Raw genomic sequence first — 15,109 nt, 5'->3', positions numbered from 1 at the left:
TGTCCATGGCGTCTGCCGCAGTCACCCCCGAACGTCACGATACGGTTGCCCTGGCCTGGACCAAGGCAGCCATCCTCGATTGCCTTGGTCAGGCCCGCCAGGCGCTGGAGCGCTTTGCCGGGGAACCGGGCGACCTGTCGATACTGGCGTTCGTCGTCGATAACCTGCACCAGGTTCATGGTTGCTTGCGCATGCTTGAATTGCGGGGCGCGGCCCACCTGGCTGAAGAATTGGAGCTACTGGCCAGGGCCTTGGCCGAAGGCCAGGTCAGCCCACGAGGAGAGTGCCTGGGCGCGGTGTTCCGGGGCCTGGAGCAGCTGCCCTCCTATCTGGAGCGGTTGCGCGGTGCGCGCCACGACTTGCCCTTGGTGATGTTGCCCTTGCTCAACCAACTGCGCACCTGCCGTGGTGTAGGCCCGCTGGCCCAAGGCAGCCTGATCGGCGGCGCCGCCGAGCGCTTCGCCGGGGCCGACGACCTCGCCAACCTCGACCTGTCGCTGGGCAACTGGCGCGAGCAGATGCAGGCGGGGCCAGGGCGCGATGCCCTGCGCTCGGTGGTGACGGCGTTGTGCGATGACCTGATGCGCATCAAAGAGCGCCTGGACCATTTCGTGCGTGGCGACCGTCAGCACAGCGAGCAACTGGAAGACTTGCTGGCGCCCCTGCGCCATGTCGCCGACACCTTGGCGGTGTTGGGTTTCCAGCAACCACGACGGGTGATCATCGACCAGGTTCTGGCCCTGCAGGCACTGGCGCTCGGCGAGCGTGCAGCAGATGACGCCGTGCTGATGGATGTGGCAGGCGCGTTGCTGTACGTCGAAGCCACCCTCAACGGCATGGTCGGGCCACTGGAGGAAGGCGGCCAGGGCGGGCTGCCTGGCTCGGACCTGGCCGAAATTCGACAGCTGGTGCTGAGCGAGTCGCTGTCAGTGGTGCAGCAGGCCAAGGACCTGATCGGTGACTGCCTGGAATCCGGCTGGCCCCGGCAACGTCTGCAGCCCCTGCCAGGCTTGCTGCAGCAGGTGCGCGGCGCGTTGTCGATGCTCATGCTGCCGGTTGCCGCCGAGGTGTTTGCCGGCTGCGCAAGTTACGTCCAGGGGTGGTTGCAGCACCTGGACGTCGAACCGCCAGCGGACGAGCTCACGCACCTGGCCGAAGCACTGAGCGCTGCTGAGTGCTACTTGCAATGGCGGGTGGCCGATCCATTGGCCGATGGCCAGCCCTTCATCGACATGGCCCGTGCCAGCCTGGCGGCATTGGGGGTGCAATGCACGCTGGTCGAGACTGGCGCCGACTCGTCGGCGGGAAGCGACGGCATCGACGACGAACTGCGCCAGGTGTTCCTTGAGGAAGCCGGCGAATTGCTGCCGGACATCGAACGGCATTGGTTGCGCTGGCGGGCCGACAACCACCTGCGTGAAGCCTTGATCGAAGTGCGCCGCGCCCTGCACACGCTCAAGGGCAGTGGGCGCATGGTGCATGCCGAGGCGGTAGCGGAGCTGGCCTGGGGCGCCGAGCATTTGCTCAACCGCGTGCTGGAAGGGCGCATCGCGCTGGTGCCGGAGGCCGTGGTGACGTTGCAGCGTGTATTCGTTCACCTGCCCGACCTGCTGGCCGACTTTGCGGCAGGGCAGTTGCCACAACTGACCGAAATCGAACAGCTGGCGAGTCACCTGCACGTGCTGGCCGAGAACGATGCACCTGCCAGCACCGAGGTCGAGGGTCTCGACCCGCAACTACTGGACATTTTCCGCAACGAGGCACAGGGGCACCTGGCTTGCCTGGACAGCTTCCTGCAGGAGGCGGCCGGCCACGACACCCCGGTGAGCGATGCCCTGCAGCGTGCCTTGCATACCTTGAAAGGCAGCGCGGCCATGGCGGGTGTCATGCCGATCGCCGAGCTGGCCACCGCATTCGACCGGCTGGTTCGTGAATACAAGGGGCATCAGTTGCCGCTGCAAGTCGCCGAGCTGCAATGGCTGGAAGCAGCGCGCACCTTGTTCCACCTTGGCCTGGCCCAGCTCGGCAGTACGCCGCTGGCGGCCATTGCCGGTGCGGCGCAATTGATGGAGCAGGTCGGGCAAAGGGTGGACGAGCGCCTGGCCACGCTGCACGAAGACCCCCAGCATGGGCGTCGAAGCAAACGGGATCCGCAATTGATCGCCAGTTTCCTGGGGCAAGGCATGGACATCCTGCTCGATGCCGAGTCGCTGCTTTCACGCTGGCAGGAGCACCCCGGCCAGCGGCAGGAACTGGACACCCTGCTGGATGAACTGACCACCCTCGGTCACGGCGCGCACTTGGCGGACCTGTGGCAGATGGATGATGTCTGCGAGGCGCTGCTGGATCTTTACGGGGCAGTGGAAGAGGGCAGCTTGGTTGCGGATGCGCGCTTCTTCGCCCAGGCCCAGCAGGCCCACGAGGCGCTGCTGGACATGCTCGACGAAGTGGCGGCGGGGCAGGAGGTCACGGCCAGGCCGGAGCGGATCGATGCGTTGCGCAGCCTGCTGGCCGAGGCCCTGGCACCGGATGCCACCGGCCTGGTGGGCCGCGATTCGGTCAAGCCTCTGCGGCCCGCCGTGGACCTTGAAGACCCGGCGTTGGCGCAACTGTTCCTCGAAGAGGCGCGGGACATCCTCGACAGTGCCGACCAGGCCTTGGAGCAATGGGGTCAGGAACCGGACAATCTTTCCACGCTCTCGTCCCTGCAACACGACATGCAGACCCTCAAGGGGGCTGCACAAATGGCTGCGGTCGGCGCGGTCGAGCGGCTGGCCCAAGAGCTTGGCCTTTTTTACGAGGCCCTGGTCGACCGCCGTCTTGGCTCAAGTACCGGGTTGATCGCTTTGCTACGGCGGGGCCACGCGGCCCTGGGCGAGATGCTCGACACTTTGCGCCAGGGCCAGCCGCCGTCTTCGGCGGTCGACTTGTTGGGCGAAATGCGCGAGGTGCGCCACGCGCCGCCACCGCCCAGCAGCGAGGCGATTGTGGAAGAGGCGGACAGCCCGGGCGACAAGGAACTGCTGGAAGTCTTCCTGGAAGAGAGCTCGGACATCGTCGAAAGTGCCGCCGAGGCCCTGGCGCGCTGGCAAGCCGACCCGCGCAGCAGCGTCGAGGTGGATAACCTGCTGCGTGACCTGCACACCCTCAAGGGCGGGGCACGCATGGTCGAAATCGCGGCCATCGGCGACCTGGCCCATGAGCTGGAGTTCCTCTACGAACTGCTGGCCGCCGGGCGTCTGCCACCCAGCCCGCCATTGTTCGCCTTGCTGCAAAACTGTCACGACCGCCTGGCGCACATGCTCGATGCCGTGCGCCTGGGCCAGCCGTTGCATGCAGCCACGGCGCTGATCGACTACATCCGTAACTTCAGCAGTGCGGCCCTGACCGACAGCGCTGCCGGCCAGGCCCCGGCCGACGCGACACCGGCCGAAGCGCCCGCCACGACGCCCGAGCGGGCAGCGGGCGATATGGTCAAGGTCGATGCCGAGTTGCTCGATGAGCTGGGTAACCTGGCCGGCGAGCATTCGGTGATTCGCGGGCGTATCGAGCAGCAGGTCAACGACGCGCAGTTCGCGTTGAACGAAATGGAAACCACGCTGGAGCGCATGCGCGATCAACTGCTGCGCCTGGACATCGAGACCCAGGGGCGGATTTCCAGCCGTCAGCAAATCGAGGGCGATGCCTACGACGACTTCGACCCGCTGGAAATGGACCGTCACTCCCAGTTGCAGCAGCTGTCGCGGGCACTGTTCGAGTCGGCCTCCGACTTGCTCGACCTCAAGGAAACCCTGGCTCAGCGCGCCCAGGAGGCCTACAGCCTGCTGCAGCAGCAGGCACGGGTAGCCAGCCAGTTGCAGGAAGGCCTGACCGCGACCCTGATGGTGCCGTTCGAGCGGCTGGTGCCGCGCTTGCAGCGAGTGGTACGGCAGGTGGCGACCGAGCTGGGCAAGCAGGTGGAGCTGGTGGTCGGCAATGCCGAAGGCGAACTGGATCGCAGCGTTCTGGAGCGCATGGTAGCGCCCCTGGAACATATGCTGCGCAATGCCGTGGACCATGGTCTGGAGTCGCGTGAGGCACGCCTGGCCGCTGGCAAGCCGGAGCAGGGCACCATTCACCTGAACCTGCTGCACGAAGGCGCCGACATCGTCATCGAAATGACCGACGATGGTGCCGGTGTGCCGTTGGAGGCGGTGCGGCGCAAAGCGATCAAGCGCGGGTTGCTGGACCCGCAAGCACAATTGAGCGATCACGAAATCCTGCAGTTCATCCTGCGCCCAGGTTTTTCCACGGCCGAGAAGATCACCCAGATTTCAGGGCGCGGACTGGGCATGGATGTGGTCCATGAAGAGGTCAAGCAGCTGGGCGGCTCGATGAGCATCGAGTCGGCCCAAGGCAAGGGCGCGCGTTTCCTGATTCGCTTGCCGTTCACGGTGTCGATCAACCGCGCTCTGATGGTGCACCTGGGGGAAGAGCAGTACGCCATTCCGCTCAATACCATCGAAGGTATCGTCCGCGTGCCGCCAGCGGAACTCGATGCCTGCTACCAACTGAGTTCGCCTCGCTATGTGTACGCCGGCCATGCCTACGAGCTGCGTTATCTTGGCGAGTTGCTGCAGGGCGTGGCGCGGCCCAGCTTGCTGGGCCAGAGCGTGCCCCTGCCGGTCTTGCTGGTTCATTCCCAGGAGCAATCGTTCGCCATCCAGGTCGACAGCCTGTCACCCAGCCGTGAGATCGTGGTGAAGAGTCTGGGCCCGCAGTTCGCCGCAGTGGCGGGGCTGTCCGGTGCGACCCTGCTCGGTGACGGCCGCGTGGTGCTGATTCTTGACCTGCTGGGCCAGCTGCGTGGTCAGCAACGGCGTCTGGCACGCCTGCCGGGAGGCAGCGATGCGCAGCGCCAGGCATTTGGCCCCGCGCCACGACGGGCGCTGCTGGTGATGGTGGTGGACGACTCGGTTACCGTGCGTAAGGTCACCAGCCGCCTGCTGGAGCGTCACGGCATGAGCGTGTTGACGGCCAAGGACGGTGTAGATGCCATGACCCAGCTCGAAGAGCATCGGCCCGATGTGCTGCTGCTGGATATCGAAATGCCGCGCATGGACGGTTTCGAGGTGGCCACCCGCATTCGCCGCGACGAGCGCCTCAAGGACCTGCCGATCATCATGATCACCTCGCGTACTGGGCAGAAGCACCGTGATCGGGCGATGGCCATCGGCGTCAACGAATACCTCGGCAAGCCTTATCAGGAGTCGGTCCTGTTGCAGAGCATCGCCCACTGGAGCCAGACCCATGCTTGAACTGATCGCAGGCCAGCGCAGCAGCCTGACCGGGTTGCTGCTGCCCCTGGGGGACCGCACCTTGGTATTGCCCAACGTTGCCGTGGCCGAGTTGCTTGGCCGACGTTCGCTGCCGTGCGAGCGCAACGCGCTGGCCTGGCACCTGGGCTGGATCGACTGGCGCCAGCAGCACTTGCCGTTGATCGGTTTCGAAGCGGCCTGCGGCGGCGAAACCCCCTGTGGCGAACGCGCGCGCATCGTCGTGCTCAATGCCTTGGGCGACACCGGGCTGCGTTACCTGGCGTTGTTGCTGCAGGACATTCCCCGTTCGTGCAAGCTCGACAGCCAGCTCAACTATGTGGATGTGGCGCTGGGCAGCCTGGAGCTGGCAGCGGTGCAGGTGGGCGAGCAGGTGGCGCGGGTGCCGGACCTGGTGGCGCTGGAGCGGTTGGTGCGTGACGCGCAACTGCAACCTGTCGCCAGTTAGCATGTGCTTTGGCTAGCCCCTACACACAGCGAGTTGTAGAAGCCGGCTTGCCGACGATAGAGTCGGAATCGACCAAGACAGGAACCCTGCCCACCTCAGGAGGTCTGTGTTTGCATGTATTACGGTGAACGCTTCAACGCCTGGACGCATCTGGTCGGTGCTGTGCTGGCCTGCATCGGCGCCATCTGGCTGATCGTGGTAGCGGGCCTGCAGGGCGACCCCTGGAAAATCGTCAGTTTCTCCATCTATGGCAGCACATTGCTGCTGCTTTACAGCATTTCCACTCTCTACCACAGCACTCGTGGACGGGCGAAAGTGATCATGCGCAAGCTCGATCATCTTTCGATCTACCTGCTGATCGCCGGCAGCTACACGCCATTCTGCCTGGTCAGCTTGCGGGGGCCTTGGGGCTGGACCCTGTTTGGCGTGGTCTGGGGCCTGGCGGTGATTGGGATGCTGCAGGAAATCAAGCCGCGTTCCGAAGCTCGGATCCTGTCGATCGTCATCTACGCGGTGATGGGCTGGATCGTCCTGGTCGCGGTCGAACCGTTGTTGCGCAGCCTGGGTGGCGCCGGCTTCGCCTGGTTGGCGGCCGGCGGGGTGTTCTACACCGTGGGCATCATCTTCTTCGCCTTCGACAGTCGCTTCCGCCACTGGCATGGCATCTGGCACCTGTTCGTGATCGCCGGCAGCCTGATGCACTTCATTGCCGTGTCGTTCTACGTGCGTTAGAAGTCGCCCCACAACTGCTGTGCCACCGACAGCGCCACCACCGGTGCAGTTTCGGTGCGCAGCACCCGTGGGCCGAGCCGGGCGGCGTGGTAGCCGGCGGCTTTTGCCTGGTCGACTTCCGCTTCGCTCAGGCCGCCTTCCGGGCCAATCAGGAAGGCCAGGCGCGTCGGTTTGGCGTGGCGGGTCAGAGGCTCTGCTACCGGGTGCAATACCAGCTTGAGGTCGGCTTCGGTGCTTTTGAGCCACTCGGCGAGGGTGACGGGAGGGTGAATGATCGGCAGGGTGGATCGGCCACATTGCTCGCAGGCGCTGATCGCCACCTGGCGCCAATGGGCCAGGCGCTTGTCGGCGCGCTCGTCCTTCAGGCGCACTTCACAGCGTTCGCTGACGATTGGGGTAATCTCGTTCGCCCCAAGCTCGGTGGCTTTCTGAATCGCCCAGTCCATGCGTTCGCCTCGGGACAAGCCCTGGCCGAGATGAATGTGCAGTGGCGATTCGGCCTGCCCAGGCAGAGCCTGGTCAAGGCTGACGCGTACGCTTTTCTTGCCCACCTCCAACAGTTGGCCGAGGTACTCCTGGCCGCTGCCGTCGAACAGTTGCACGGCATCGCCAGCCGCCATGCGCAGCACGCGGCCAATGTAGTGGGCCTGCGCTTCGGGCAGGTCGTGCTCGCCTGGGCTCAGGGGGGCGTCTATGAAGAAGCGGGACAGTCTCATGGTTCTGCTCGGAGTATTGAGGGTACGAATCTCCCGGTGGGAGCGGCGAAATGCGAGGTCAGCCCGGATCACGGAAGCCAGGGTGGAAATCAGCCGGCACCGCGACACTCACACTGTCGCGCGTGGCGATGTCGATACCTTCGCTGGCCACGTCGGCAAGGAAGTCGATCTGCTCAGGGGTGATCACGTACGGCGGCAGGAAGTACACCACGCTGCCCAGCGGGCGCAGCAGTGCGCCGCGTGTCAGGGCATGCTCGAACACTTTCAGGCCGCGACGCTCTTGCCAGGGGTAGGCGACCTTGCCGGCTTTGTCCTGGACCATCTCGATGGCCAAGGCCATGCCGGTCTGACGGATTTCCGCGACATGCGCGTGATCGGCCAGGTGCGCAGTGGCACTGGCCATGCGCTTGGCCAGGGCCTTGTTGGCTTCGATGACGTTGTCTTGCTCGAAGATGTCCAGGGTCGCAAGTGCCGCTGCGCAGGCCAACGGGTTACCGGTGTAGCTGTGCGAATGGAGGAAGGCCCGCAGGGTCGGGTAATCGTCGTAGAACGCCTGGTACACGGTGTCTGTGGTCAGGCACGCGGCCAACGGCAGGTAGCCGCCGGTAAGGGCCTTGGACAAACACAGGAAGTCCGGACGTATGCCAGCCTGTTCGCACGCGAACATCGTCCCGGTGCGGCCGAAGCCGACGGCGATCTCGTCGTGGATCAGGTGCACGCCATAGCGGTCGCAGGCTTCGCGCAGCAGTTTGAGGTAGACCGGGTGGTACATGCGCATGCCGCCGGCACCCTGGATCAGCGGTTCGATGATAACGGCCGAGAGGGTCTGGTGGTGCTCGGCCAGGGTTTGCTCCATGGCCGCGAACATGTTGCGCGAGTGCTCTTCCCAGCTCATGCCTTCCGGGCGCAGGTAGCAATCCGGGCTAGGCACCTTGATGGTATCGAGCAGCAGCGCCTTGTAGGTTTCGGTGAACAGCGGCACGTCGCCCACCGACATCGCGGCGATGGTCTCGCCGTGGTAGCTGTTGGTCAGAGTGACGAAGCGCTTTTTCGCCGGCTTGCCGATGTTCTGCCAGTAATGGAAGCTCATCTTCAACGCCACTTCGATGCACGATGAGCCGTTGTCGGCGTAGAACACCCGGTCGAGCCCGGCCGGTGTCATGGCGACCAAGCGCTCGGACAGCTCGATGACCGGCTGGTGGCTGAAACCGGCCAGGATGACGTGCTCCAGCTGGTCGACCTGGTCCTTGATGCGCTGGTTGATGCGTGGGTTGGCGTGACCGAATACGTTGACCCACCAACTGCTGACGGCGTCCAGGTAGCGCTTGCCTTCGAAGTCCTCGAGCCACACACCTTCGCCGCGCTTGATCGGGATCAGCGGCAGCTGCTCGTGGTCTTTCATCTGGGTGCAGGGGTGCCACAGGACCTTCAGGTCACGTTGCATCCACTGATCGTTGAGGCCCATCGGCACTTCTCCTGGCATTGCAGCTTGGTTTGACCGCGTAAGCCTAAGCAATGCCGCCGGGCACGACAACCGCTGCCGTCAGATGGCGACAGGTGCGCGTCCAGGCCCGCTTGGGCAAGGTGCTGAAAATCGTGTGCTGGCGAGACGCAAAAACAAAAATGTCAGTTGGCAAAGGCACTTGATATCACTGAGCTGGCAGGGTCTGCAGACCTGACGTATTCTTAACGCATCTCCCTCGGGGCATCCCTGCCTCTCCCTATTCTGTTGCTTTTAACTCGGAGTTCGCCGATATGGCCGCTGCTTGGGTGCGCCTGTGCGCGTTGGTATTGATTGGTGTGTCCAGCGGTGCCGCGCTGGCAAAGGACAAGACACCCTCGGCAATCGTGGTGGGTGGCGGCCTGGCAGGCCTGACCGCCGCTTACGAGCTGCAGAACAAGGGCTGGCAGGTGACTCTGCTGGAAGCCAAGTCGGGCATGGGTGGTCGCTCGGGGCTGGCCACCAGCGAGTGGATCGGCAACAGCAAGGCCCAGCCGGTGCTGAACCAGTACCTGGACCGTTTCAAGCTTGAAACACTGCCCGCGCCAGAGTTCGTTCGTACCCCTGGCTACCTGATCGACGGCGAGTATTTCAGTGCCACGGACCTGGCCGCCAAGCAGCCGGCCACCGCCGAAGCCATCAAGCGCTACGAGAAGACGCTCGATGATCTGGCCCGCTCGATCGAGGACCCGCTGAACCCGCAGGCAACCAGCACCCTGTTCGCTCTGGACCAGATCAACGTCTCCACCTGGCTCGACAAGTTGCAGTTGCCGACCACTGCACGACAGTTGATCAACCAGCAGATCCGTACCCGCTATGACGAGCCGTCGCGTCTGTCGCTGCTCTACTTCGCACAGCAGAACCGTGTCTATCGTGGGGTCAGTGACCGCGATCTGCGCGCCGCCCGTCTGCCCGGGGGTAGCCCGGTCCTGGCGCAGGCTTTCGTCAAGCAGCTCAAGACCATCAAAACCAGCTCGCCGGTGACCTCCATCGTGCAGGACAAGGACGGCGTGACGGTCAAGGTCGGTAGCGTCGGCTATCAGGCGGACTACCTGGTGATGGCCGTGCCGCTGCGTGCCCTGGCCAAGATCCAGATGACCCCAGGCCTGGACAGCCAGCACCTGGCGGCCCTCAAGGGCACCAACTATGGCTGGCGCGACCAGCTGATGCTCAAGTTCAAGCAGCCTGTGTGGGAAAGCAAGGCCCGGATGTCGGGTGAAATCTTCAGCAACGCTGGCCTTGGCATGCTGTGGATCGAACCAGCGCTCAAGGGCGGTGCCAACGTCGTTATCAACTTGTCCGGCGACAATGCCCGCCTGTTGCAGGCATTTGGCGACAAGCAGATGGTCGACCAGGTACTGATCCGGTTGCACGCGTTCTATCCAAAGGCCCGTGGTTCGTTCTCTGGGTATGAACTCAAGCGCTACAGCACCGACGCCAACACTGGCGGCGCTTACTTGGCCTATGGCCCAGGCCAGATCAGCAAGTACTGGCGCCTGTGGGAGCGTCCGGTGCAACGCATTAGCTTCGCCGGCGAGCACACCGATGCATTGTACCCAGGCACTCTCGAAGGCGCCCTGCGCAGTGGTCAGCGTGCTGCCAGCCAGGTTCAGGACCTGCTGGCAGGCAAGTCGTTCGACCCGGCTAAAGCGGCGCCGGTGGCTGCAGCTGCGGCAACCGGTGCTGTAGCGGCCAAGAAGGAGGGTGGGTTCTTCTCGCGTCTGTTTGGCGGCGGCGACAAACCCGAAACCAAACCAGCAGCCGTCGTGAAAACAGATGCGGTGGCTCCGGCCCCGGCCCCGGCCCCTGTCGCCACCCCTGCGCCGACCCCTGTAGCAGCGCCTGCGGTCGTGGCCAAGGAAGAGCCGGCCAAGCCTGCCGCTACCAAGGCCACCCCGGCCAAGCACGCCCCGGCGCACAAGCCGGCAGTCAAGCAGGCGCACAAACCTGTCGAGGCGAAGAAGGCTACGGTCAAATCGGAGCCGGTCAAGAAAGCGGTAAACAACACCCAAGCGAAAGCTGACTGAAGCCCGCGTACCGGCTCCTGCACGACCTGCAGGAGCCGGCCTGTCGGCGCTGAGTCCGGCACTGACAAGCGATCCCTCCCCGACTATTGTTAATGTTTCCTTAATAGGAAACGTTCACAATCGGCATCGGAATTTTCGATTAATCGAAGCAACTTTTTGTGCTTTTCTTCGATACGTTACGCGTTAGTCTGTGCACAGCTTTCACGGGGGAACACGTCGACATGCAACTGCGCAACTCACCCGCTCGTTACGGCGCGGTCAGCATCTTTTTGCACTGGGGCGTGGCCCTGGCGGTCTTCGGGCTTTTTGGCCTGGGCCTGTGGATGGTCGGCCTCGACTACTACAGCCCATGGCGCAAATCCGGCCCTGATCTGCACAAGAGTATCGGTCTGGTGCTACTGGTGGTGATGGTATTGCGTGTGGTTTGGCGCTTCATCAGCCCACCGCCTCCAGCGCCGGCCAACCATGGGCCGCTGACGCGTGTAGCTGCCAAACTGGGCCATCTGGCACTGTACCTGGGGCTGTTCGCGGTGATGATCGCCGGTTACCTGATCTCCACCGCCGATGGCGTCGGTATTCCGGTGTTCGGCTTGTTCGAAGTGCCGGCTCTGGTCAGTGATTTGCCCGACCAGGCCGATCTGGCTGGCGAGATTCATCTCTACCTGGCTTGGGCGCTGGTGATTTTCGCCGCCTTACATGGCCTGGCAGCGCTGAAGCACCACTTCATCGACCGTGACGCGACCCTGACCCGCATGCTGGGCCGCAAAGCTTGATTCTCAACCTCAATTGCAAAGGAAAGAAAGGATGTTGAAAAAGACTTTTGCCGCTCTGGCGCTCGGTACCGCTCTGATCTCTGCTGGCCAGGCCATGGCCGCCGAGTACAAGATCGACAAGGAAGGCCAGCACGCGTTCGTCGACTGGAAGATCAGCCATCTGGGCTATAGCTTCATCCACGGCACCTTCAAGGACTTCGACGGTAACTTCACCTGGGACAGCGCCAAGCCTGAAGCCAGCAAGATCAATGTCGACCTGAAGACCGCCAGCCTGTGGTCCAACCATGCCGAGCGTGACAAGCACATCGCCAGTGCCGACTTCCTGGATGTGAAGAAGTATCCGCAAGCCAAGTTCGTCTCCACCAGCGTCAAGTCCACCGGTGCCAAGACTGCTGACGTGACTGGCGACCTGACCCTGCACGGCGTCACCAAGCCGGTCACCTTCAAGGCTGTGTTCAACGGCGAAGGCAAAGACCCATGGGGCGGTGAGCGTGCTGGTTTCAACGCCACCACCACGCTGAACCTGAATGACTTCGGAATCAAAGGCCCAGGCCCTACCTCGCAGACCCTTGACCTGGATATCAGCGTCGAAGGTGTGAAGCAGAAGTAATTCGCGCTAGCAATGAAAACGCCGCCCAATGGGCGGCGTTTTCATTTGTAGCCGAACGATCAGCGATTGCGGGTCAGCAGCGCAGGGCGCTCACCACGCGGCCGGCTCGGCAGCTCTTCCAGTTGTTCCGGCGTTGGGTAGCGGTCGAGCTTGGATTCCTTGCGGATGATCACCGGCTGATGCTGCGGTTCGCGCGGACTACGCACTGCCGGTTCCTGCCGTGTGTTGTCGCTGCGACCGGCCGAGCGGTTACGACCACCCGCGTTACCATCACGGCGCGCACCGCCACCTCCACCGCCATTGTTGTTGCGGGGCGGGCGTTTTTCGCCGCTGGCGCCGCGTTGCTGGCCGCCATTTCGGCCTTGGCCCTGGCTGCCGCCGTTGCTGCGCTGTCCCTGACCTTGCTGTTGACCCTGGCCTGCGGCGCCTGGGCGACGGTTGCGGCCCTGGTTCTTGGCGTTTTGGTAGGGGCTGACGTAGTCGGCACGGTTACCGAAGTTGTCGATCTCGTCATCCAGGAACTCTTCTGGATCACGGTCGGCAGGTACTTTCGGCACAGCGTTGGTGCTGGCCTGCTGCTGGCGAGGCTTCTTGTCGCGTTGCTTGCGCTGCTGTTGCTGGCGCTCGCCGGACTTCTCCTTGTCAGCGGGTTTGTCGGCGGCCTGTTGCTTGGCCTTGCCTTTGTCCTTTCCCTTGTCCTTGCGTCCGCCACTGCCTTCCTGGCCTGCTTCGCCACGGGCCTGCTGGTTGCGACCACCACGGCCATTGTGCTGTTGACGCTCACGGGTTTCTGGCTTCTCGGCTTCGACCTTGCTGGCATCGAAGCCCATCAGGTCGCCGTCCGGGATCTTCTGCTTGGTGACGCGCTCAATGCTCTTGAGCAGCTTCTCTTCATCAGGAGCGACCATCGAGATCGCTTCGCCCGAACGCCCGGCGCGGCCGGTGCGGCCGATACGGTGGACGTAGTCTTCCTCGACATTGGGCAGCTCGAAGTTGACCACATGGGGCAACTGGTCGATGTCCAGGCCGCGGGCGGCGATGTCGGTGGCGACCAGTACGCGAACACTGTTGGCCTTGAAGTCAGCCAATGCCTTGGTGCGGGCGTTCTGGCTCTTGTTGCCATGGATCGCCGCGGCGGTGAGGCCGTGCTTTTCCAGGTATTCGGCCAGGCGGTTGGCGCCATGCTTGGTACGGGTGAAGACCAGCACTTGTTCCCAGGCGCCGAGGGTGATCAGGTGAGCCAGCAGTGCGCGCTTGTGGCTGGCGGGCAGACGGTAGACGCGCTGTTCGATTCGCTCGACCGTGGTATTCGGTGGTGTGACCTCGATACGCTCCGGGTTGTGCAGGAGCTTATCGGCCAGGTCGGTGATGTCCTTGGAGAAGGTAGCCGAGAACAGCAGGTTCTGGCGCTTGGCCGGCAGGCGGGCAAGGACTTTCTTCACGTCATGGATGAAGCCCATGTCGAGCATGCGGTCGGCTTCGTCGAGCACCAGGATTTCCACATGGGACAGATCGACACTGCCTTGGCCTGCCAAGTCCAGCAAGCGACCCGGGCAGGCGACCAGGACATCGACGCCCTTGGCCATGGCCTGAATCTGCGGGTTCATGCCGACGCCACCGAAGATGCAGGCGCTGACCAGGGAAAGGTCACGGGCATAGACCTTGAAGCTGTCATGGACCTGGGCCGCCAATTCGCGGGTTGGCGTCAGAACCAGCACGCGAGGCTGGCGTGGGCCATGGCGTTGCGATTTGTCGGGGTGGCCACCCGGGAACAGGCGCTCGAGGATCGGCAGGGCAAAACCGCCAGTTTTGCCAGTACCTGTCTGGGCGGCGACCATCAGGTCGCGACCTTGCAACACGGCGGGAATGGCCCGCTGTTGCACCGGAGTCGGCTGGGTGTAGCCCGCTGCCTCGATAGCGCGGACAAGAGCCTCGGAGAGACCGAGGGAAGCAAAGGACATGGGCAATCCTGTTCTCGTGGGGGCTGGGCCCGTTGGGATATTCTGCCTGGCGCGACGGGCATCGGCGGGATGCGATCGCGTCCGGTCCAGCTGGGCTTTCACTGCGCATCCGGGCAGCGGAGGGCGAGCGCGAAGGGGCGTCGTTACCGATCAGGATGCCTGTTGCGAGGCCGAGCGTCCGGGCGTGAGCCGGGCGGGAAGGCCCGAGTATAACAGAGCTATCGCTGCGTGCTGCGTTCCTGCTGCTCAACGGCGCCAGGAATATTGTCGAAGTCGTCGGAGTAGCGGTTGTTGATCGCCGCGTAGGCCGGTTCCTGCTTGAAGCGTTGCAGCTCTTCGGAGAAATGCCTGGCCAGGTCCTCGCGCCCAGGTTTGCGGGCCAAACCCAGGTATTGCGCCTGGCGACTGATCATCAGTGGCAGCTCCTCGACCTGCCGTTCGAGCCCCAATTGCTTGCGGAGATAACGACCGACCCGGCGGTCGGTCACCAGCAAGTCGATGCGGCCGAGCATCAATTTGCCGAAGTTGGCCTCATGGGTAGGGGCTGCCTCCCGGCGAAAGTAAGGCGATTCGCTGAACGAGGCGCCGTAGGAGTAGCCGGGCGAAGTGCCCACCGTCAGCCCGGTCAGGTCTTCCAGGCGGGTGACGGGGTGGCGGCGCACGCTGGCTTGGAACAGGACGAACTCGACGTCCGACATAGGCTCGTCGGGGTAGACCATGTACGGTTTGCGCGATTCGGTCTCGAAAATATCCATCACCCCGTCGGCCAGCCCTTGCTCGACCATGGCCAAGCACCGTTTCCAGGGTAGGAACTGCCATTCGACATCGAAGCCCAGGCGCTTGAACACTTCGGTGGTGACTTCGTAGTCGATGCCTTTGGGCTGGCCGTCGTGCTGGTACACGTACGGTGCCCAGTCGTCGGTGACCAGGCGCAAACGTTCACCCAAGGCCAGAGGGCTCAGGCAGGCGAACAACAGGAGGCACAGCAGGCGGGCGACGTCATGCATGGCCGCAGATTACGCGCTC

The 15,109-nt window shown here is 63.7% G+C and carries 10 protein-coding genes; 6 read left to right on the top strand and 4 right to left on the bottom strand.

Translation table 11 applies throughout. From position 1 onward, the window contains the following. Window positions 1-5 precede the first annotated feature (5 nt). From C4Q26_RS09590 to C4Q26_RS09580, 3 genes are all read left to right on the top strand, one after another. The gene (locus C4Q26_RS09590; RefSeq protein WP_104883029.1) at window positions 6-5,297 is read left to right on the top strand and encodes an Hpt domain-containing protein; all 5,292 of its coding nucleotides are present in this window, start codon (window positions 6-8) and stop codon (window positions 5,295-5,297) included. Continuing rightward, window positions 5,290-5,763, top strand: coding sequence for a chemotaxis protein CheW (locus C4Q26_RS09585; protein WP_023378341.1), 474 nt, complete (start codon window positions 5,290-5,292; stop codon window positions 5,761-5,763). The genes C4Q26_RS09590 and C4Q26_RS09585 overlap by 8 nt, the downstream gene beginning before the upstream one ends. A gap of 114 nt (window positions 5,764-5,877) precedes the next feature. Further along, on the top strand, window positions 5,878-6,495 hold the full coding sequence (locus C4Q26_RS09580) for a hemolysin III family protein (protein WP_027907942.1): 618 nt from the start codon (window positions 5,878-5,880) through the stop codon (window positions 6,493-6,495). Here the strand turns inward: C4Q26_RS09580 and C4Q26_RS09575 are convergent. Together C4Q26_RS09575 and C4Q26_RS09570 are read right to left on the bottom strand one after the other, a co-directional pair. Beyond that, window positions 6,492-7,211 carry a 16S rRNA (uracil(1498)-N(3))-methyltransferase gene (locus C4Q26_RS09575; RefSeq protein WP_023378344.1) on the bottom strand — a complete coding sequence of 240 codons (720 nt, stop codon included), beginning with the start codon at window positions 7,209-7,211 and terminating at the stop codon, window positions 6,492-6,494. The genes C4Q26_RS09580 and C4Q26_RS09575 overlap by 4 nt on opposite strands. Before the next feature lie 58 nt (window positions 7,212-7,269). Then, entirely contained in the window at window positions 7,270-8,676 is a 1,407-nt protein-coding gene (locus C4Q26_RS09570; protein ID WP_027907943.1) for an adenosylmethionine--8-amino-7-oxononanoate transaminase, read from the bottom strand. Window positions 8,677-8,966: 290 nt separating this feature from the next. Between C4Q26_RS09570 and C4Q26_RS09565 the strand changes: the two genes are divergently transcribed. The 3 genes from C4Q26_RS09565 (at window position 8,967) to C4Q26_RS09555 (ending at window position 12,122) form a co-directional block, all read left to right on the top strand. After that, window positions 8,967-10,739 (top strand): FAD-dependent oxidoreductase, encoded by a 1,773-nt coding sequence (locus C4Q26_RS09565; RefSeq protein WP_023378347.1) that lies wholly within the window; start codon window positions 8,967-8,969, stop codon window positions 10,737-10,739. 221 nt (window positions 10,740-10,960) lie between these two features. Next, the gene (locus C4Q26_RS09560; protein ID WP_023378355.1) at window positions 10,961-11,512 is read left to right on the top strand and encodes a cytochrome b; all 552 of its coding nucleotides are present in this window, start codon (window positions 10,961-10,963) and stop codon (window positions 11,510-11,512) included. A gap of 31 nt (window positions 11,513-11,543) precedes the next feature. Further along, on the top strand, window positions 11,544-12,122 hold the full coding sequence (locus C4Q26_RS09555) for a YceI family protein (protein ID WP_027907944.1): 579 nt from the start codon (window positions 11,544-11,546) through the stop codon (window positions 12,120-12,122). Between the two features lie 59 nt (window positions 12,123-12,181). Here C4Q26_RS09555 and C4Q26_RS09550 read toward each other — a convergent pair whose 3' ends face one another. Together C4Q26_RS09550 and C4Q26_RS09545 are read right to left on the bottom strand one after the other, a co-directional pair. Continuing rightward, complete coding sequence (locus C4Q26_RS09550; protein WP_023378358.1) at window positions 12,182-14,083, bottom strand: DEAD/DEAH box helicase; 1,902 nt, start codon at window positions 14,081-14,083, stop codon at window positions 12,182-12,184. Between the two features lie 218 nt (window positions 14,084-14,301). Next, entirely contained in the window at window positions 14,302-15,090 is a 789-nt protein-coding gene (locus tag C4Q26_RS09545) for an ABC transporter substrate-binding protein (protein WP_104883028.1), read from the bottom strand. Window positions 15,091-15,109 lie beyond the last annotated feature (19 nt).

It is taken from the genome of Pseudomonas sp. SWI44 (assembly GCF_002947915.1).
In the GTDB taxonomy this organism is placed as follows: Bacteria; Pseudomonadota; Gammaproteobacteria; order Pseudomonadales; family Pseudomonadaceae; genus Aquipseudomonas; species Aquipseudomonas taiwanensis.
The sequence above is the reverse complement of the archived record's forward strand: the minus strand, read 5'-3'. Positions and strand labels throughout refer to the sequence as shown.